We start from the raw sequence: 20,358 nt of genomic DNA, 5'->3' as shown, positions 1-20,358 counted from the left end.
AAGGCTGTCGCTGCGGCATGCCGCAGCGACAGAAAAATTACGCGGCGCTTTCCTGGCGCAGCGTATCGATATCGATCACAAAGCGGTATTTCACATCGCTTTTCAGCATACGCTCATAGGCTTCGTTAATCTGATTCATGGCGATCAGTTCGATATCTGAGGTGATATTGTGTTCGCCGCAGAAATCGAGCATCTCCTGGGTTTCAGCGATGCCGCCGATCAGCGAGCCAGCGACGCTGCGACGCTTGAAAATCAGGTCGAAAACGTGCGGCGCCGGATGATCGTGTTCCGGCGCGCCGACCAGCGTCAGGTTGCCGTCGCGTTTCAGCAGGTTGATGAACGGATTGAGATCGTGCTGCGCCGCCACGGTATTAAGGATAAAGTCGAAGCTGTTGACATGCTGCGCCATCTGCTGCGGATCTTTCGAGATCACCACTTCATCGGCGCCCAGACGCTTGCCGTCTTCGATTTTCGACGGCGAGGTGGTGAACAGCACCACATGCGCGCCCATCGCGTGCGCCAGCTTCACGCCCATATGGCCTAAACCGCCCAGGCCGACGATGCCCACTTTTTTACCCGGTCCGACGTTCCAGTGACGCAGTGGAGAGTAAGTGGTGATGCCTGCGCACAACAGCGGCGCGACGCCTGCCGGATCGAGGTTTTCCGGCACGCGCAGCACGAAGTCTTCATGCACTACGATGCTGGTGGCGTAGCCGCCATAGGTAATCTCTTTTGTTTTGAGATCCTGGCCGTTATAGGTTGGCACAAAACCCGTTTCGCAATACTGTTCCAGCCCTTCCTGGCAGCTCGGACAGCTACGGCAGGAATCCACCATACAGCCAACGCCCACCAGATCGCCCACCTGATATTTATGGCCGTGGCTGCCTACCGCGGTAACGCGGCCAACGATTTCGTGGCCCGGCACCACCGGAAAAATGGTGTTTTGCCATTCATTACGGGCCTGATGCAGGTCGGAGTGACAGACGCCGCAAAATAACACTTCAATTTGTACATCATGCTCGCGCAGTTCACGCGGCTTGTAGTCAAAAGGCGCGAGTCTGGATTTCGCATCCTGGGCTGCATAAGCGTGCGTAATATTCATGGTGTCTCCTGTGATTGAAGCGGTTAAGGGCGGGCAAAGAGGCCGCCCAGGTGAAACCAGCTACGCTGCGCCCGGCATGAGAGCAGCGTGAACGTTAAGGATAAGCAGAGGAGAGAAGAGCGGCCAGACACGATCATGCCAAAATCTTGCCTGATCCTGCACGATTGTCCGTCAATGAGGCAATGTGCCGCGCGCCGACGCGCCAGGGTTAAAGGCGGCCTGAAGCGAAAGGCCCGGCGAACGGCGATAAAAAAGCCCCTGCGCGTGCGCGTCAGGGGCTGTGTAAACAGCAATCTTAGCGTTGTTCCAGCAGCGGCTTCAGGAAACGCGCGGTATGCGACTCTTTGCACTTCGCCACGGTTTCCGGCGTGCCTGCCACCAGAATCTGACCGCCGCCGCTGCCGCCTTCCGGCCCCAGATCGACAATCCAGTCGGCAGTTTTCACCACGTCGAGGTTATGCTCAATCACCACGATGGTATTGCCCTGATCGCGCAGCTGATGGAGCACCGTCAGCAGCAGCTGGATATCCGCGAAGTGCAAACCGGTGGTCGGTTCATCAAGGATATAGAGCGTCTGACCGGTGCCGCGCTTCGACAGCTCGCGCGCCAGCTTCACGCGCTGCGCCTCGCCGCCGGACAGCGTAGTGGCGGACTGACCCAGACGAATATAGGAAAGCCCCACGTCCATCAGCGTCTGGAGCTTACGCGCCAGCGCTGGCACCGCGTCGAAGAACTCGCGCGCCTCTTCGATGGTCATATCCAGCACTTCGTGGATGCTCTTGCCTTTGTATTTAATCTCAAGCGTTTCGCGGTTATAGCGCTTGCCTTTGCACTGGTCGCACGGCACATAGATATCCGGCAGGAAGTGCATCTCCACGCGCAGCACGCCGTCGCCCTGACAGGCTTCGCAGCGTCCGCCGCGCACGTTAAAGCTGAAGCGGCCTGGGTTATAGCCGCGCGAACGGGATTCCGGCACGCCGGCGAACAGTTCGCGGATCGGCGTGAAAATGCCCGTGTAGGTCGCCGGGTTGGAGCGCGGCGTACGACCAATCGGGCTCTGATCGATATCGATAACTTTATCGAAATGCTCCATGCCGCTGACGTCGCGGTAAGGCGCTGCTTCCGCGATGGTCGCGCCGTTCAGCTGGCGCTGCGCGATCGGGAACAGCGTGTCGTTGATCAGGGTCGATTTACCGGAGCCGGAGACGCCGGTCACGCAGGTAAACAGGCCGACCGGCAGCGTCAGCGTCACATCCTTCAGGTTGTTGCCGCGCGCGCCGGTAATCTTCAGCACCTTGTTCGGATCGGCGGGCACGCGCTGTTCCGGCACTTCGATTTTTCGCTTGCCGCTCAGGTACTGGCCGGTCAGCGATTCCTCTACCTGCATAATCTCGTCGGCGGTGCCTTCCGCCACGACCTGACCGCCGTGCACGCCCGCGCCAGGGCCGATATCGATAATATGATCGGCGGCGCGAATCGCATCCTCGTCATGTTCCACCACGATCACCGTGTTGCCCAGGTCGCGCAGGTGAATCAGCGTATCGAGCAGGCGCTCGTTATCGCGCTGGTGCAGGCCGATAGAGGGCTCATCCAGCACGTACATCACGCCTACCAGACCGGCCCCGATCTGGCTCGCCAGACGGATGCGCTGCGCCTCGCCGCCGGAGAGCGTTTCCGCCGAACGCGACATGGAAAGGTAGTTCAAACCGACGTTGACCAGGAAGCTCAGGCGATCGCCGATCTCTTTCAGCACTTTCTCGGCGATTTTGGCGCGCTGGCCGCTCAGCTTCAGGTTGCGGAAAAAGTCCATCGCGTGACCGATGCTCATATCAGAGATGGTCGGCAGCGTGGTGTTTTCCACATAAACGTGACGCGCTTCGCGGCGCAGGCGCGTCCCTTCGCAGGTAGCGCAGGCGCGGTTGCTGATGAACTTCGCCAGATCTTCGCGCACCGCGCTCGATTCCGTCTCTTTATAGCGGCGCTCCATATTGTGCAGCACGCCCTCAAACGGATGTCGACGCACCGAGGTGTCGCCGCGATCGTTGATATATTTAAATTCGATGCTCTCTTTGCCGGATCCATACAGGATCACCTGGCGCACTTTTTCGCTCAGGCTGTTGAACGGCGCTTCGATATCGAATTTCAGATGATCCGCCAGCGAGCGCAGCATCTGGAAATAGTAGAAGTTGCGACGATCCCAGCCGCGAATCGCGCCGCCCGCCAGCGACAGCTCGGCGTTCTGCACCACGCGCTCAGGATCAAAATATTGCTGCACGCCCAGGCCGTCGCAGGTCGGGCAGGCGCCGGCCGGGTTGTTGAACGAGAAGAGGCGCGGCTCCAGCTCGCTCATGCTGTAACCGCAGATCGGACAGGCGAAGTTGGCGGAGAACAGCAGTTCTTCCGCATTGGCATCATCCATATCCGCCACGATCGCCGTGCCGCCGGAAAGCTCCAGCGCGGTCTCGAACGATTCCGCCAGACGCGTCGCCAGATCCTCGCGCACCTTAAAGCGATCGATAACCACTTCGATGGTGTGTTTCTTTTGCAGCTCCAGCTTCGGCGGATCGGAAAGATCGCACACTTCGCCGTCGATGCGGGCGCGGATATAGCCCTGCGTCGCCAGGTTCTCCAGCGTCTTGGTGTGTTCGCCTTTGCGATCTTTCACCACCGGCGCCAGCAGCATCAGGCGCGCGCCTTCCGGCTGCGCCAGCACGTTGTCGACCATTTGGCTCACGGTTTGCGCCGCCAGCGGCACGTCATGATCGGGACAGCGCGGCTCGCCCACGCGGGCGAACAGCAGACGCAGATAGTCATGAATTTCAGTAATGGTCCCGACCGTTGAACGCGGGTTATGGGACGTTGATTTCTGCTCGATCGAAATCGCAGGCGATAGCCCTTCGATATGATCGACATCCGGTTTTTCCATCAGCGAAAGAAACTGACGCGCATAGGCGGAAAGGGATTCCACATAGCGGCGTTGTCCCTCGGCGTAGAGCGTATCGAACGCCAGCGAGGACTTACCGGAACCTGACAGGCCGGTGACAACGATCAGTTTGTCGCGAGGGATGATCAGGTTGATGTTTTTCAGGTTGTGGGTGCGGGCACCCCGGACTTCAATCTTATCCATTCACATTTCCCGGATTAACGCAGACTCACCATGCCCGTAACGATACGGCAGGATTGAACAGGTCATTATGGCACAAAAAATAACTGAATGTATATCCAGTAGTCTGTTGCAACCCTGCAAAAAGATCTTCATTATTGGAAGCTCGCTCGGAAGTATGATCGGGCAGGCTAGCGTGGTAGAATTTACCGTTTAGACTTTAGTGAATACTCATCGGGAGACGCGAACATGGCCAGCAGAGGCGTTAACAAAGTGATTCTTGTCGGGAATCTGGGTCAGGATCCGGAAGTGCGTTATATGCCGAATGGTGGAGCCGTAGCGAATATTACGCTGGCGACATCCGAAAGCTGGCGTGACAAGCAGACCGGAGAGACCAAAGAGAAAACGGAATGGCACCGTGTCGTGCTGTTCGGCAAACTGGCGGAAGTGGCGGGCGAATACCTGCGCAAAGGTTCCCAGGTTTATATCGAAGGTTCTCTGCAAACGCGCAAGTGGCAGGATCAGAGCGGCCAGGAACGTTACACTACGGAAGTGGTGGTGAACGTCGGCGGTACCATGCAGATGCTGGGCGGCCGCCAGAACGGCGGCGCGGGCGCGCAGGCCAGTGGCGGCATGGGCGGCGGCGGCAACAACAACGGTTGGGGCCAGCCTCAGCAGCCGCAGGGCGGCAACCAGTTCAGCGGCGGCGGCCAGGCGCCTTCCCGTCCGCAGCAGCAGAGCGCGCCGGCTAACAACGAGCCGCCGATGGATTTCGACGACGACATCCCGTTCTGATTTCATTTTTCCACTATGGAAAAACGATGCTATTAAAAAACCCCGCCTGCGCGGGGTTTTTTATTACCTTTGTCGCGCTTTGGGTGAAGGTAGTTCATTTCTCACGCGTGCTTTCGAAACGCTATTGCTCTGAATGATTAATAGCCTAATAAATAACATTGTTGAAAATAATATCAATCATCTGTTCAGTATCAATCAATATAATAAGCTGAAAATACATTTTTCTGTTTTTCTCTCGCTGGAATATTCTGCCAGCTTTAAAATTGTATATCCTTTTTTAATATCATCAGCAGCATTAGTTGACAGCAGGATGGCTAAAAGCGCATCTTATTTCACCAGGGTATTCCTGCTCTTGCCGGCTATTCTTTTACGCAAAATAATTCTCGCCTTCTCTGTTTTCTGATGGATAGACGCGCGCCCTTTGCCCAGACTGAGCCAATTGCTTACTGACTCAGTTAATCAACAAAGCTAACGAGTTGGCTCCTCTTCACCGTCGCTCATCTTTGCCGTGCGAACCGTTGTGCAGCGGCAGCTGCGCCGTAAGGCTCACGACAATGGACTCTCCGGATTTTTTCTTTTTCTAAGGCAAATTAATGCAGGAATATTTCATTCATTTACGTTAATGGATTTATATTTTCTGTTATTTTTTTTTAACGCAAATAAATATATAAAATGGCGTATCTTGAGGCGAGGCAATAACAGAAAGGAAAAGGTGTTTACTGCTTCTCTGAAAGGAAAATTAGAGCTGTCACATTCAATTTTTTATGGTAGATTACGCCGAAAATAGAACAGGCAAACAGTTGCTTAGGGCAGCATGTGACGCTTCATGCCCGTTTTATGGCAATAGCTTATTTCTTCACGATAAAAAGAAACAAAAATAGTTACGCTGCGAAAGCAATGTGCTGATGTTTTGTTTCGCCATCATCATGTCAGTGAATCATGACGATACCACCTGGCATTAAAGGCAGCGCTTATTTTAGCCAGCCGGTGATGAAAACACTTTACTCAAATCTGGAGCTCTCTCGCTCTTTCCATTAAGGACAGGAAAATGGGATATAAAAAACACGCCGTGGTCGCAATCGCTCTTTCTGCCGTTCTGCTTTCAGGCTGTAGCGCCATGAGCACGGCGATCAAAAAGCGCAACCTTGAGGTGAAAACGCAGATGAGCCAGACCATCTGGCTGGAGCCTTCATCTGAAAAGACCGTTTACATCCAGGTAAAAAACACCTCCGATAAGGATATGAGCGATCTGCCCGACCTGCTGGCGCAGGATCTGCGCGCCAAAGGCTACAACGTCGTTTCTTCGCCGGACAGCGCTTACTACTGGATTCAGGCCAACGTGCTGAAAGCGGACAAAATGGATCTGCGGGAAGCGCAAGGTCTTCTGGGCAGCGGCTATGAAGGCGCCGTTGCAGGCGCAGCGCTGGGCGGCGGCATCACCGCTTACAACAGCAACTCCGGCGGCGCGGCGCTGGGTATTGGCCTGGCGGCCGGTCTGGCTGGCCTGGCGGCCGATGCGCTGGTTGAAGACGTGAACTACACCATGGTCACCGATCTGCAAATTTCCGAGCGCAGCAAAAACAAAGTGACCACCGACAATATCGCGGCGCTGCGTCAGGGCACCTCTGGCGTTAAGCTGCAAACCAGCACTGCCGACGGCAACCGTATGAAGTATCAGACGCGCGTCGTTTCCAACGCCAACAAGGTTAACCTGAAGTTTGAAGAGGCGAAACCGGTGCTGGAAGCGCAGCTGGCGAAATCAGTTGCCTCTATCCTGTAATATGCGGCAGGGCGGCTAAAGGCCGCCCTGCGGTATTGATTCTGCTGCTACGATCAATGGCTTTCGCGGTGATGCTGTTCGCAGCGCTCTTTGGCTTCCTGACGCAGATCGCGCAAATCTGGCATGCTGTTGCCAGAGCCGTAACCCATCGTACCGTCGGTCGCTTCCTGTTTTTCATCCGCCGCTGCAAATTGCAGCTTGCCATCCTGCTGCTGCCATTCGCCGCTCTGGCTCTGTCGTGCAAAGACAAGGGCATATTCCGGGGTGGATTCATCAGCGCCATAGATTTCATATTTATGGGCCAGCTCATTGTCATTGCCTAATTCCAGCGTATCAATCAGTTTTAAGTCCGCCATTGGTGCCTCCTGTTATACAAAAACCAAGTATAGGTAATTTATCGCTGCCTGAAGGCGCGACGGCTTTTCTTTCCCGATGGAACCGCCGCCACGCTGCACCAAAAGCTGCTTCCCTGAGATTAAAAGCGGCTGAACAGCATAAACAGCAGGGCGGAGATCAGGATCGAAACCGGCAGCGTCAGCAGCCAGGCGATCAGCAAATTACGCAACGTAGCGGTTTGCAGGCCGGAGCGGTTGGCGGCCATGGTGCCCGCAACGCCGGAAGAGAGCACATGCGTGGTGGAGACCGGCAGGCCGAAGGCGTCGGCGGCGCCAATGGTGGCGACCGTCACCAGTTCGGCGCTGGCGCCCTGCGCGTAGCTGAGATGCGCCTTGCCGATACGTTCGCCGACGGTAATCACGATGCGTCGCCAGCCCACCATGGTGCCAAGCCCCAGCGCCAGCGCGACCACCACCTTCACCCACAGCGGAATAAAACGGGTAGCATTATCCAGCTCGCTTTTCATTGCGTTGAGGTTATCCTGCGTTTCCTGCGGCAGCGCGACGTTGGCCGCCTTCAGCTGCTTGATGCTTTCGGCGGCCAGGTACATATCGTTGCGGGTGTTCGCCACCAGCTGCGCCGGAATGTTATCCATCGAACCATACTGCTTAATCTGCGTGCCGATTTTCTGCAACAGCGCGCCGAGCGCAGGCATCACCTGCGGCGTCACGTCGCCGCTGCGCATAAACGTCAGCAGCTGGTTGCGCGGCGAGTCGGGCAGCGGCGTCTGTGACGTGCCGATCAGCTGTTGGCCGGTGACCTGCGCCAGCGCCGCTACGCGCGGGATCTGCTCCGGCGGCACTGAGCGGTTAAGGGCATAAACGATAGGCATCGTTCCCACCAGAATCAGCATAATCAGCCCCATGCCTTTCTGCCCGTCATTGGAGCCGTGGGCGAAGGAGACGCCTGTGCAGGTTAAAATCAGCAGCGCGCGGATCCAGCCCGGCGGCGGCTGCCGGCCTTCCGGCGCGGTATAAAGCTGACGATTACGCACCAGCTTTTTCATCGCCAGCAGCAGCAGGGCGGCGCTGATAAAGCCCACCAGCGGTGAAAACAGCAGCGCCCAGGCGACATTCTCCGCCTGATCCCAGTTCACGCCTTCCATGCCGCTGCGACCGTGGATCAGCGCGTTGGCGACGCCGACGCCGGTAATCGAGCCGATCAGCGTATGGGAAGAAGAGGAGGGCAGGCCGAGATACCAGGTGCCGAGATTCCAGATAATCGCGGAAAACAGCAGCGCGTAAATCATGGCGAAGCCGTTGCCGCTGCTTGCTTGTAGAATCAGCTCCATCGGCAACAGCGAAATGATGCCGAAGGCCACCGCGCCGCTGGAGAGCAGCACGCCGGTGAAGTTGCACAGCCCGGACCAGAGGATCGCCGCGCCGGGCGTCAGAGAATGGGTGTAAATTACCGTCGCCACCGCGTTCGCCGTATCGTGAAAGCCGTTAACGAACTCAAAGCCCAGCGCGATCAGCAGCGCCAGCCCCAGCAGTACGAAAGGCAGATAGCTGGTCACCACCTGGCCCGACTCTTCCACATCGGCAAACAGGTTCACCGCGGCGAACGCCACTCCGCCCAGCATCAGCAGGACGATTGCCGTCGCGGTTTTTTTGCTGTGTTTACTGTTCAGATCGGGGCGTGCCGGCGCGGGCGCGGCGTTCCAGGTTTGGTTTTCACTCATGACGGACCTCGTAAGAGAATTGAGACGGCAGTTCAGGTGTGATACGTGGACGATATGACAGTGAGATGAACCAAACGGCAGAATCGTCGCATTCCGAACGGTCTGACAACCGCTATTTTATTAACGACTTGCAGGCGGGGGTTGCTGTTTATTTAAGGGAAATTTTTGATTAGGGGTTTAACAGGCGTTTTTTTACGCCGTTCCGTCATTCGTCTTTAGGTATTTATTCGTTACATATTTGGCCGTTACGTATAAAGCTGGCAAGCGTAAGGGCTAAATAACCTTTTGATTTATCATGGTAAATTAATAAATAAATATACACAAAATAATCAATTGAGCCGCAGACGGAAAAAACCTATATTATGCCGGCCTTAAACAAGGCGTTAACCCTTAAATTTATTTTTTCAACCATTGCGCTACTTATCGCCCTGGTTGTAGGAGAGATATGATGACGGATAAAGTCCGTATTGATACTTTAGGTGCTAATTCATTGAACAAAAATAATAAAGATTATTTAGAAAGACAGGATGCGTTCGAATCGAACGTCAGAAGCTATCCGCGCAAATTGCCTTTAGCCATTGCGAAAGCTCAAGGCGCCTGGATCATTGACGTTGAGAATAATCAATATCTTGACTGCCTGGCGGGCGCTGGAACGCTGGCGCTGGGACATAACCATCCTGACATCCTGCAAAGCATCCAAAATGTCATTACCAGCGGCTTGCCGTTACATACTCTTGATCTCACGACGCCGTTAAAAGACGCCTTTTCGGAATATCTGCTCTCTCTGCTGCCGGGCGAAGGCAAAGAATACTGCCTGCAATTTACCGGCCCGTCCGGTGCGGACGCGGTTGAAGCGGCGCTGAAGCTGGCGAAAAAAGTGACCGGTCGTTCCGGCGTCATCAGCTTCTCGGGCGGCTACCACGGCATGACGCACGGCGCGCTGGCGGTAACCGGCAACCTGTCGCCGAAAGAAGCGGTCGACGGCATGATGCCTGAAGTGCAGTTTATGCCTTATCCCCATCTCTACCGTTGCCCGCTGGGCATCGGCGGCGAGGCGGGCGTTAAAGCGCTGAGCTACTACTTTGAAAACCTGATCAACGATGTGGAAAGCGGCGTGCGCAAACCGGCGGCGGTGATCCTGGAAGCCGTGCAGGGCGAAGGCGGCGTTAACCCGGCGCCAGCCGAGTGGCTGCAACGCATTCGCAAAGTGACGCAGGAGCACGGCATTCTGCTGATCCTCGACGAAGTGCAGGCGGGCTTCGCGCGCACCGGCAAATTCTTCGCCTTTGAACACGCGGGTATTGAGCCGGACATTATCGTGATGTCTAAAGCGGTAGGCGGCGGTTTGCCGCTGGCGGTGCTCGGTATTAAAAAACAGTTCGACGCCTGGGCGCCGGGCCACCACACTGGCACCTTCCGCGGCAACCAGCTGGCGATGGCGACCGGCCTGACCACGCTGAAAATCCTGAAAGAGAACAACGTCGCGGGCAAAGTGGCGGAGCAGGGCGAGTGGCTGAAAGGCAAGCTGGTCGAGCTGCAAAAACGCTATCCGGTGATTGGCCATGTGCGTGGCCTGGGCATGATGATCGGCATTGAGATCGTTAAGCCGGACGCCGCGCAGGATCACATGGGCTGCTACCCGGCCGACGGCGAGCTTTCCGCTCTGTTGCAGAAGAAGTGCTTTGAGTCCGGGCTGATCCTCGAACGCGGCGGACGTCACGGCAGCGTGTTGCGTCTGCTGCCTTCTCTGCTGATCACCAACGATGAGCTGGCGATCTTCCTGGAGAAATTCGAAAGCGCCCTGTTAGCCGCAGGCGTTAAGCCTGTCGCGGTGGAGTAAAAAGCGATGACCAGTGAAAATCCTATCCTGGCGGCTTCGGCGCAGAGCATCGAAGCCTACCAGCAGGCGATAGCCCAGAGCAGCCAGGCGGTGGTGCAGTGGTTGCAGCAGCCTGAAATGTATCGCGGGAAAACCGTCGATGAGCTGCGCGATCGCATTCAGCTCGACTTTAATCCGCAGGGGTTAGGCAATCAGGCCGCCATCGAGCGGGCGGTTGAGTACTTCCTGCAGGATAGCCTGGCGGTGCATCATCCACAGTGCGTGGCGCATCTGCACTGCCCAAGCCTGGTGGTGAGCCAGGCGGCGGAGGTACTGATCAACGCCACCAACCAGAGCATGGACTCCTGGGACCAAAGCCCGTCGGCCACCATTATTGAAATGAAGCTGATCGAATGGCTGCGCGCCCAGGTCGGCTATCAGGCTGGCGACGCGGGCGTCTTTACCAGCGGCGGCACCCAGAGCAACCTGATGGGGCTGATGCTGGCGCGTGACGCCTTCTTCGCGCGCGCCGGTCACTCTGTTCAGCAGGATGGCCTGGCAGGCGATCTGCGCAAGCTAAAGGTTTTCTGTTCTGAAAACGCCCATTTCTCGGTGCAGAAGAATATGGCGTTGCTGGGGCTCGGCTATCAGTGCGTCACGCTGGTGAAAACCGATGAGCGCGCGCGTATGGATGTCGACGATCTGGCAACGAAGCTGGCGCAGGCGAAAGCCAACGGCGAGCAGGTGATGGCGATTGTCGCCACCGCTGGCACCACTGACGCAGGCGCCATCGATCCGCTGCGCGCCATCGCCGCGCTGGCGGCGGAACAGCAAATTTGGGTGCATGTGGACGCGGCCTGGGGCGGGGCGCTGTTGCTCTCCGAGCATTACCGCAACTATCTGGACGGCATTGAGCTAATGGATTCCATTACGCTGGACTTCCATAAGCAGTTCTTCCAGACCATCAGCTGTGGCGCCTTCCTGTTGAAAGAGGCGCGCCATTATGAGCTGATGCGCTATCAGGCGGCCTATCTCAACTCCGAGTTTGACGAAGCGCAGGGCGTGCCGAACCTGGTTTCTAAATCCTTGCAGACCACGCGCCGTTTCGATGCGCTGAAGCTGTGGATGGGGCTGGAGGCGTTAGGACAGAAGCAGTATGCCGCGATTATCGATCACGGAGTGACGCTGGCGCAGCAGGTGGCGCGTTACGTTGACGAGCAGGATGCGCTGGAGCTGGTAATGCAGCCGCAGCTGGCGAGCGTGCTGTTCCGCTATCGTCCGCAGGCGTCGCTGCCCGGCGGCGAGCCTGCCGTGGCGCTGCTGAATCAGCGCATCGGCGACGCGCTGCTGGCGTCAGGCCGCGCCAACGTCGGCGTCACGGAGTTTAACGGCGTGACCTGCCTGAAGCTGACGCTGCTTAATCCGGCGGCCGGCTTTGAGGATATCAAAGTGCTGCTGGCGCTGGTGGAGACCACTGCGCAACAGTGGCTCAACGCCTGATGCGTCGCACAGCGCGACGCTGAAGAGTCGCATAACGCGCCAGGGAGGGCGCAAACGTAGCCGTCAGGGAGGAGGGCTGCGCCGCATCACACGCCGCGAGTAACGATCGCGTAAACCCTCAGGCGCTGCGCCACTTCAGCAGGGCAGGCAGCTGCCGCTGCTGATTTTCCAGCGTTTCTCCTTCAATCAGCCCCGAAATAATCTCGAAGCAGTTCCACGCCAGCATCCGCTCATCCTGCACCACGGTATCGATCTTCACCGACAGCGCATCGTACAGATAGTGATCGTCAAAACTGCAGAGCCGAATCGGCTGCTCCAGCAGCCTGTGCTGGCTGAGATAACGCAGCACCCCTTCCTGCAGGCCGCAGGCGGCGCAGAACAGCGCTTTCGGCACGCGCCCAAGACGCATACAGAGTTCGGCGAACATCTCATAGCCGGAGCTGGCGTGATAGTGGCCGTGAATTATCCACTCCGGCTTTAGCGCCATACCGGCGCGATCCAGCCCCTGGCGAAAGCCCTCAAGCCGATCGCGCGTCGGTGAGATGCGCGGCTGCCCGCCGAAAAAGTAGAACTCCTCGACGCCTTCGCGCGCCACGCGTTCCACCAACTGGGCGGTAGGTTCAATCGCGTCGGTGATCACCAGCGGCAGCGTCGATTCGCCCAGATGACGGTCGAACAGCACTACCGGAATCTGCTGATTAATTTTCTGATACTCCGCGTCGTTCAACATGCTGGAGGCGACAATCAGCCCGTCCACCTGACGCTGGATCAGGTTGTTGACCGCCAGCGTCTCCTGACTGGCGTTCTCGTCGGTACAGGCGATAAGCAGCTGAAGACCGGCGTCGCGGCACAGGGTTTCCAGCGCATGGGAAAAGGTGGCGAAGCCCTGGTTGGTCATCTCCGGCACCACCAGCCCGACGGTGTGGCTGCGCGAAGAGTTGAGCGCGCGCGCGTGGATACTGGGCTGATAGTGCGCCTGGCGGGCGATATCCATTACCCGCTCGCGCGTGGCTTCCGAGACACGCAGCTCTTTTCCTCGTCCGCTGAGAACCAGGCTGGCGGTAGACTTCGATACGCCCGCCAGCTGGGCGATATCTTTGATCGTGACGCGTTTGGGTTTATTCACTGTTGGCTACATCAGGCTGAATCGATGGCGGTTATACTATCACGCCAGGCTCCAGCCGCCAGTAATCCAGCGTTACCTTTGCCTCCCCCTCCAGCCGCAGGCGCGGCGCGTCGGCGGGGAAATAGCGCGCCGACATCACCGCCTCGCCATCATTGATAAAGATCTCGATGCTGGAGCGATCGCAGAAAATATGCAGCTGCCGCAGCGCGCCGAGCCAGTAGCGATCCTCCTGCTGGCCGCTGCGCAGGTTGCGGCGCGAAAGGCGCAGCTCCCCCTGGCGATAGTCCAGCCGCAGTGCATCGCCGAAGTGCGCCGTCAGCGCTCCCTCCGGCGCGATCAGCAGCTCCGCGCTGGCGATATCCAGCGTTTCCAGCTGTTGCGCTGCGCCCTGCAACCGCCTCTGCGCGCCGCGCAGCTGCTGCAACTCGCGCGCCGGGCGCTGCAACAGACGATCCTGCTGCAGCGTCAGCTCGCGCGGGCAGGTCATCTGGTGGATCCAGCCATGCGCGAGCGTCGGCTGATAAAACTCATCGCCGTCGGGGATGCCCATCCAGCCGAACATCAGCCGCCGCCCGTCATCGCTGAGGGTGGTCTGCGGTGCGTAAAACTCAAAGCCGAGATCCAGCTCCTGGAAGTCGCCGTGCGTATAGCGCGCCTGCGGGTAATCCAGCGCGCCGATAAAATAGCCGCTCTGGAAGGTATTGAGCCAGCGTTTCTCCTGCGCCGGCAGCCCTTGCGGGCAGACGATCAGCACGTCGCGTTCGCCCAGCCGGAACAGGTCGGGACACTCCCACATATAGCCGAAATCGCCGAGGCCGTTAAGCCCGCTGCCGGCGATCTCGCCCAGCAGCTGCCACTGCTGCAGCGTCTCGCCGCGCAGCAGCAGCACCTTGCCTCTGCCCGCCAGATCCTGCGCACCCAGCACCATGTACCAGGCGCCGTCGTGACGCCACACTTTAGGATCGCGCACGTGGCCGCTGTAGCCTTCCGGCAGCGCCAGCACGGGCCCCAGCTTCTGGCAGTCGCCCTTTTCATCCAGCGTCGCCAGGCACTGCCAGGCGGTGCGGCCCGCGGTAAACTTCACATTACCGGTATAGATCAGCGTCAGCACGCCGTTATCGTCCACCGCCGAGCCGGAGTAGCAGCCGTGGCTTTCATAAGCTTCCGCCGGCGTCAGCGCAACAGGCTCATGTCGCCAGCTCAGCAGATCGGCGGAACTCCAGTGGCCCCAGAACTTTGCGCCGTGCGCGCAGGCCAGCGGATTCCACTGATAAAACAGGTGATAGCGGCCGGCGAATTGAATAAACCCGTTCGGATCGTTGAGCAGGCCGACCGGCGGCGCCAGATGCCAGCCGGGGCGGTGCGGATCCTGGGCGGCGCGCGTCTGGCCCTGCATCAGCGCCAGCGCCGTCTGCTTCAGCAGCTGTATCTCTTTCATACTTCCGGCCCCACTTTATATTTCAGCGTCAGCGACAGCAGGAAACCAATGCCGAAGGCGATCGCCATGCCGATAATATAGTTCAGCAGCGAACTGGCCTGCACGATCGCCATACCTGGCAGCGCCGTCAGGCCGACTGCGGTCATATTGACGTGGCTCACCACCACCCAGGCGCCCGCCGCCGCGCCGCCGATAATCCCGGCGATAAACGGCTTCATATAGCGCAGGTTAACGCCGAAAATCGCCGCTTCGGTAATGCCGAGCATGCCGGAAAAGGCGGAGGGCAGCACGATGCTGCGCGTCTTCACGTCGCGGGTTTTAAACCACACAGCCAGGCAGGCACCCGCCTGCGCCACGTTGGCCATCGACCAGATCGGCAGCAGGAAATTGACGCCGATGGCGGGGTTGCCCAGCAGGCCCGCCTCAATGGCGTGAAAGCTGTGGTGGATACCGGTGATGACGATCACCGAATAAAGCCCGCCGAATAGCAGCCCCGCCAGCCAGCCGGCATGGGCGATCAGCGTGCTGAGAACCAGTGAGATGCCGTCGCCGAGCGCGCGTCCCGCCGGCCCGATAACCAGCATGGCGACAAAGCCGGAGATAATCACCGTCAGGAAAGGGGTGAGAATAATATCCAGCGCGTCCGGCACGATGCGGCGCAAGCGCTTCTCCAGCAGGCTCATAAACCAGACCGCCAGCAGCACCGGAAATACCGTGCCCTGATAGCCAATCATCGCCACGTCCAGCCCGAAGAAATCCATCGTCTTAAAGCCGCCGGCCACGCCCCAGGCGTTGGTCAACGCCGGGTGGGTCAGGATGCCGCCGAGTGTGGCGCCCAGATAGGGGTTGCCGCCAAACTCGCGCGCGGCGGTAAAGCCGATCAGGATCGGCAGGATAATGAATGCCGCCGAGCTGAACATATCCAGCATCAAGAACAGCGCGCTATCGGCATTGACCCAGCCGTAGGTTTTCATCATCCCCAACAGGCCCATCAGTACCCCGGAGGCGACAATCGCCGGGATGATCGGCACAAAGATATTGGAGAGCAGGCGGGCGACGCGCTGCACCGGATTAAGCTTTTGCGCCGCCGCCTGCGCCGCTTCGCCTTTGCTCGCTTCGCTGATGCCCGCCGCCTGCACAAAGGCGGCATAGACCTTATTCACCACCCCGGTGCCGAAGATGATCTGCATCTGACCGGCGTTGCGGAAGCAGCCTTTCACGCCGTCCAGCTTGTCGATCGCCTCTTTTTGCGCTTTGCCATCATCCACCAGCACCAGACGCAGGCGTGTGGCGCAGTGCGCGGCCGATGCGATATTTTCCCTGCCGCCCAACAGCGGTAAAAGCTGCTGCGCTACGTTTTCAACATTCATACTGTCCCCTTTCAGGTGATTGTTATGACAGATCAGAACCAGGTTTCCATCTGTACGCCGAAGTTCCATTCGCCGCCGGCACTAAAACCGCTGCTGCCGAAGGCGTCGTCGCTGGCGTAGCGATCCAGCGCGCTGTCCCAGTCCATCCAGCTGGCGAAGAAGCGGATCTCCGGCCGGGTAAAGAAATCGCCGATATCGCCGACTTTGAAGGTCGGTGCCAGCGTCAGCTTGTAGAAACTGCCGCTGACGTTCTGGCGGTTTTTAAAGCCCTGCGGATCGAGATCCATGTATTGATAGCTCCCCTCCCAGGCGAGCGCGAAGTTTTGATTAATCTCCTGAATAAAGCGCGCGTTGAAGGTCAGCCAGCGATAGTCGTCGCCGTTGACGTAGCGATCGCGGCTCTGCTGCGCCAGCAGCGCCGGGGCGAAGCTCCACGTCCGGCTCAGCGGCGTGGTGCCGTAGCTGGCCAGACGCCAGGTTTCCGCCTGTCGGGTCAGGTTGCCGTCCGAACCGATGCCTTTTACCTCCGCACCCAGGCCGTGGCCGTAGAGCAGCGCGCTTTTCGCCTGACCTGCGCGTAGCCCGTAGAAGCTGTCGCTGTGCCAGGCCGCCATCGCGTGGTAGCCGGTATCGCCCGCGTTATCGCTGCGTGCCGCGCGATTGACGCGCTCTTCGTTATCTTTGGCGCGCAGGCCGCTGAGCATAAACTGGAACGGGCCGACGAAGTTATTGGCGGTGACGATATAGTTTTCGATGGTGTTATCCACCGTCTCGATATCGCCGAAGTTACGCCCGTAAACCGAGAAGTTGCTGCGCAGCTGGTCTTTCCAGCGCACGTCGTAGATGCCGCCGCCAGTGCCGGCGAGGAACACTACGTCGGAGTCGAGCCAGTGGATATCGAAGTTGTCGCGATCGAAACGCTTGCCGGCCCACAGGGTGCTGTTTTTAAACACGCCATCAAAGGCGGGCAGGCTGCCCAGCTCGACGAACGCCTGACGTAGGTTCAGGCTGCTGGTGTCGGCGGTCCAGTCGTTATAGCTCTCCTGGCCGTCCGCCAGCATCACCTTGAAGCGGGTGGTGGCGCCGTTTGCCAGGCGGGTTTTATGTTCGAGGTTCAGTTCGACATAGGTGTTGTTCTCATTGCCGAGGCGGCCAACCGCTCCGCCGGTTTCACCCGCCGGCGTCAGGTAGGGGCCGCTTTGGGTGCTGGTGGCGGCGTCATTCATAATCAGCCCGGAACGCGCATAGCCGTGAAATTCAAACCCTTCGGCCACTGCCGGCGTATCGGCGGCGGGCGGGTTGGCCGGGGTGCCCGGCACGGCGGCGACGGTCATCGCTCCCTGTGCCTTGCCCTGCGGGGCCAGCACCGCGCTGTTATGGGTGACGGACTGTGCCGCCGGCGCGCCGTTCTGCGCCAGCGCCGGTTGTTGCGTATTATCACGCGCCGGATCGTGCCGGCTGGCGATCGCCGCGACGCGCTGCTCAGCCCGGCGGGCACGGGTTTCCGCCTCCGCGGCGCGCTGTTCGGCGGCCTGCAGGCGCGCCTCCATCGCCGCCAGACGGGCGGCAAGCTGATCGACACTGGTATCGGCAAAGGCGGCAGGGGCGCTGCATAAGCCAAAAGCGACGGCAGCGGCCAAAGGGTTGAGCTTAATCAATGGGTGTTTTCTCCAGAGAATTAGCGGTTTTGCTAAACCGGTTCGGCAGGAGAATATTGAAAAGCGGATCGGATGATCAACAGATCTTGCTAACCCGGTTTAGTAAATGTGACCGGGCCAGCAATTTTCTCTTTTTATGCCTGTTCCAGGCGGGGCAGCGCGGTCATCGCGCCGCGGGCAGTGGTTGCCAGCGCGCCGCAGCGTTGCGCGTTCGCGATCGCTCGCGCCATATCGTCTGGTGCCAGCGGCGTCGGGTCAGCGATCAGCGCCGCCAGCAGCCCGGCGACAAAGGCGTCGCCGGCGCCGGTGGTATCGACCACCTTCACCTGCGGGGCGGGAAAATGCTGCGTCTCGCCGTTGCGCCACAGCGTTACGCCTGCTTTCCCCTGGGTAATGAGCAGCAGCGCAGGCTGATAGGTGGTGGTAAAGCGTGCGATGCCCTGGTGCAGATCGCTGCTGTCGGTAAGGTAGTGCAGTTCCTCCAGCGACAGCTTGATGATATCCGCCAGACGCAGCGCCTCCGCCACGTTGCTGCGCATCGCCTGCGCGTCGCGCCAGAGATCTTCGCGCAGATTAGGGTCAAAGCTGACCCAGCCGCCCGCCTGGCGTATGCGGCGCATGGCGCTAAACGCGGCGCTGCGCGAAGGCTCGGCGCTGAGTGCAATAGAACAGAGATGTAAGCCTTCGCCGGCGGCGAAGGCCGGCAGATCGCTTTCACTGAGGAAGAGATCGGCGCTGGGGCGCACCATAAAGGTAAAGGTGCGTTCGCCTTCGTCATCCAGCCCGACCAGCACCGTAGAGGTGCGCTGGTCCGGCAGCTGACGCAGACAGCGCGTATCGACCCCTTCCTGCTCCAGCGTGCTTTGCAGCAGCTGGCCGAAGGGATCCTGGCCGACGCAGCCGATAAAGGCGCTGTTACCGCCGAGGCGAGCGATGCCGACCGCAACATTGGCAGGCGCACCGCCTGGACAGATAGCCAGGCGCTGTTCGCCCTCCGGCAACAGATCCACCACGGCATCACCCAATACCCAGACACGTTTTGTCATGCGTTTATCCTTTTGCTAATGAAGCTAAACCGATTTAGCTATCATTGCACATTTTTCGACAACGGCGATAGCGTCAGCGAAGGTTAATCGCGCACGCTGTGAGGCAGGCGGCAAAACGGAATATTAATGCGAGACACGGCGGCCCCGCACCGGAGTAAGGCACGATCGGGCGGCAAGGCTCCGGGGAGAGAGGCGCCGTCAGGTCGCGCCGCGCAGGCCGACAATAAGCGGTTATGCTGTGCCGCGAGGGAGAGAAGGATCCGACAGGCCGCGCTGCGCAGGCGGCCTGTCGGCGGCGCGAACAGCGCGACGCTCAGCAGTAAAAAGCAGCTCAGCACCGGCAGCAGCGAGGCGGCGCCCCAGAGCTTGCGGCGTGAAAAGCGGCGCGCCAGCCTGGGAAACAGCACGATCGCCAGCAGGTTGGCGACGCCGGCAAACATCATATACCACGGAAAAAGATCGGCGCGGCCCACCACATACTTAAAGTAATAAATGGCGAACGAAGTAATGATGTTGTGGGCCAGGTTCCACGACAGCGCCATAATCAGCAGGGCAAACAGCGGCTTATTGCGGTAAATCAGCGTCAGCACGTCACGCAGGCGGTGCGCGACCTGCTGCGTACTGTGCGAAGATGAGTAACGCTCTTTCACGTTGCGCAGGATGACCAGCGTAGAGAGGATAAAAAAGAACACCAGGATAAAGGTAAAACGCATAAAACCTTCGCCCTCGTTGCCTGCGCCCAGCCAGTGAACCAGCGGCAGGCTCAGCACGCCGGTCAGATAGCCAGCGCTGCTGGCGAAAAAGCGCGGCCAGGGCATCAGCGCTTCGCGTTCCTGTTTGTCGAGGGTAATACAGGGTACCAGCGACCAGAAAGGCACATCCATAATGGTGTAGGTGAAACCCCACAGCAGGTAGGTCGCCCAGATATAGATTAGTAGCCCAGTGCCGCGCTATCGCGCGCAGCGGCCGGAGGAAATGGAAGTGGCGCAAACGCTCGGTGCAATTATCGCGCTGGAAACGCATCAGGCGCTGCGCATCGCCGGGCAGACGCTGCTGCTGCTGGATGCGATGGTCAGCCATGCGGCGGCGGGCTGCCGCCCGGCAGCCAGCGAAAACCGCCACCTTGATAAGGCCATCGCCTGGATGGAGCGCAACTAGCAGAAGCGTTTCGATATCGCTGACGTGGCGCGTTACTGTCGCATCGACCGCAGCTATCTCAGCCGTCTGTTTCATCAGCAGTTCGGCTATGGCCCCAATCACTATTTGCTGCTGCTGCGCATGTCGCAGGCGGTTTCGCTGCTGCAGGATAAGAAATTGCCGGTAAAGGTGGTGGCCTGCTCGGTGGGCTATAGCGATCAGATGCAGTTTGCCCGCCTGTTCCGCAAAGTTTATCAACAGACGCCCAGCGAATGGCGGCAGCGCGAATGGGCTCGTATGGCGGCGCAGAGCGAAAGCGGGAAAAAAGAAGCCGGAGCATAAGGAAAGCTTTTATTTTTTTAGCAGCCTAATCAATCGCCTGCAATAAGATGACTCTAAATCGCCAT

Annotated in this window: 16 protein-coding genes; 6 read left to right on the top strand and 10 right to left on the bottom strand. The window is 58.8% G+C overall.

The features are described 5' to 3' along the window. Positions 1–37: 37 nt before the first annotated feature. Both C2E16_RS19080 and uvrA read right to left on the bottom strand, forming a co-directional pair. Positions 38–1,102 (bottom strand): NAD(P)-dependent alcohol dehydrogenase, encoded by a 1,065-nt coding sequence (locus C2E16_RS19080; RefSeq protein ID WP_052134002.1) that lies wholly within the window; start codon positions 1,100–1,102, stop codon positions 38–40. A gap of 295 nt (positions 1,103–1,397) precedes the next feature. Beyond that, on the bottom strand, positions 1,398–4,229 hold the full coding sequence (uvrA, locus tag C2E16_RS19075; protein WP_038623721.1) for an excinuclease ABC subunit UvrA: 2,832 nt from the start codon (positions 4,227–4,229) through the stop codon (positions 1,398–1,400). 225 nt (positions 4,230–4,454) lie between these two features. Here uvrA and C2E16_RS19070 point away from each other — a divergent pair, with 225 nt between their 5' ends. After that, complete coding sequence (locus C2E16_RS19070; protein ID WP_104951609.1) at positions 4,455–5,000, top strand: single-stranded DNA-binding protein; 546 nt, start codon at positions 4,455–4,457, stop codon at positions 4,998–5,000. A gap of 1,048 nt (positions 5,001–6,048) precedes the next feature. Then, complete coding sequence (gene traT, locus C2E16_RS19065; protein ID WP_084971298.1) at positions 6,049–6,780, top strand: complement resistance protein TraT; 732 nt, start codon at positions 6,049–6,051, stop codon at positions 6,778–6,780. 53 nt (positions 6,781–6,833) lie between these two features. Here traT and C2E16_RS19060 read toward each other — a convergent pair whose 3' ends face one another. Together C2E16_RS19060 and C2E16_RS19055 are read right to left on the bottom strand one after the other, a co-directional pair. Next, positions 6,834–7,136, bottom strand: coding sequence for a hypothetical protein (locus C2E16_RS19060; protein ID WP_084971300.1), 303 nt, complete (start codon positions 7,134–7,136; stop codon positions 6,834–6,836). 119 nt (positions 7,137–7,255) lie between these two features. After that, complete coding sequence (locus tag C2E16_RS19055; protein ID WP_084971302.1) at positions 7,256–8,857, bottom strand: inorganic phosphate transporter; 1,602 nt, start codon at positions 8,855–8,857, stop codon at positions 7,256–7,258. Positions 8,858–9,305: 448 nt separating this feature from the next. Between C2E16_RS19055 and C2E16_RS19050 the strand changes: the two genes are divergently transcribed. Together C2E16_RS19050 and C2E16_RS19045 are read left to right on the top strand one after the other, a co-directional pair. Beyond that, on the top strand, positions 9,306–10,697 hold the full coding sequence (locus tag C2E16_RS19050) for a diaminobutyrate--2-oxoglutarate transaminase (RefSeq protein WP_084971306.1): 1,392 nt from the start codon (positions 9,306–9,308) through the stop codon (positions 10,695–10,697). Positions 10,698–10,703: 6 nt separating this feature from the next. Beyond that, on the top strand, positions 10,704–12,176 hold the full coding sequence (locus tag C2E16_RS19045; protein WP_104951608.1) for a pyridoxal phosphate-dependent decarboxylase family protein: 1,473 nt from the start codon (positions 10,704–10,706) through the stop codon (positions 12,174–12,176). A gap of 118 nt (positions 12,177–12,294) precedes the next feature. On the opposite strand, the gene C2E16_RS19040 is transcribed toward C2E16_RS19045, so the two are convergent. The 6 genes from C2E16_RS19040 to C2E16_RS19015 all read right to left on the bottom strand — a co-directional run bounded on the left by C2E16_RS19040 (position 12,295) and on the right by C2E16_RS19015 (position 19,746). After that, the gene (locus C2E16_RS19040) at positions 12,295–13,302 is read right to left on the bottom strand and encodes a LacI family DNA-binding transcriptional regulator (protein ID WP_038623733.1); all 1,008 of its coding nucleotides are present in this window, start codon (positions 13,300–13,302) and stop codon (positions 12,295–12,297) included. Between the two features lie 31 nt (positions 13,303–13,333). After that, positions 13,334–14,740, bottom strand: a complete 1,407-nt coding sequence (locus C2E16_RS19035) for a sucrose-6-phosphate hydrolase (RefSeq protein ID WP_038623735.1) — start codon at positions 14,738–14,740, stop codon at positions 13,334–13,336. After that, positions 14,737–16,110, bottom strand: a complete 1,374-nt coding sequence (locus C2E16_RS19030; RefSeq protein WP_084971304.1) for a sucrose-specific PTS transporter subunit IIBC — start codon at positions 16,108–16,110, stop codon at positions 14,737–14,739. The genes C2E16_RS19035 and C2E16_RS19030 overlap by 4 nt, the downstream gene beginning before the upstream one ends. A gap of 32 nt (positions 16,111–16,142) precedes the next feature. After that, complete coding sequence (locus C2E16_RS19025) at positions 16,143–17,768, bottom strand: carbohydrate porin (protein WP_104951607.1); 1,626 nt, start codon at positions 17,766–17,768, stop codon at positions 16,143–16,145. A 134-nt stretch (positions 17,769–17,902) separates the two neighbouring features. Next, complete coding sequence (locus C2E16_RS19020) at positions 17,903–18,814, bottom strand: aminoimidazole riboside kinase (RefSeq protein WP_084970146.1); 912 nt, start codon at positions 18,812–18,814, stop codon at positions 17,903–17,905. Between the two features lie 83 nt (positions 18,815–18,897). Further along, positions 18,898–19,746 carry an MFS transporter gene (locus C2E16_RS19015; protein WP_084970145.1) on the bottom strand — a complete coding sequence of 283 codons (849 nt, stop codon included), beginning with the start codon at positions 19,744–19,746 and terminating at the stop codon, positions 18,898–18,900. Between the two features lie 10 nt (positions 19,747–19,756). Between C2E16_RS19015 and C2E16_RS19010 the strand changes: the two genes are divergently transcribed. Both C2E16_RS19010 and C2E16_RS19005 read left to right on the top strand, forming a co-directional pair. After that, entirely contained in the window at positions 19,757–19,972 is a 216-nt protein-coding gene (locus C2E16_RS19010) for a hypothetical protein (RefSeq protein ID WP_052133836.1), read from the top strand. A 15-nt stretch (positions 19,973–19,987) separates the two neighbouring features. Beyond that, entirely contained in the window at positions 19,988–20,293 is a 306-nt protein-coding gene (locus C2E16_RS19005) for a helix-turn-helix domain-containing protein (protein WP_084970144.1), read from the top strand. Positions 20,294–20,358: the final 65 nt, after the last annotated feature.

Origin of the sequence: Mixta calida (assembly GCF_002953215.1) — a bacterium.
Lineage (GTDB): Bacteria > Pseudomonadota > Gammaproteobacteria > Enterobacterales > Enterobacteriaceae > Mixta > Mixta calida.
The sequence above is the reverse complement of the archived record's forward strand: the minus strand, read 5'-3'. Positions and strand labels throughout refer to the sequence as shown.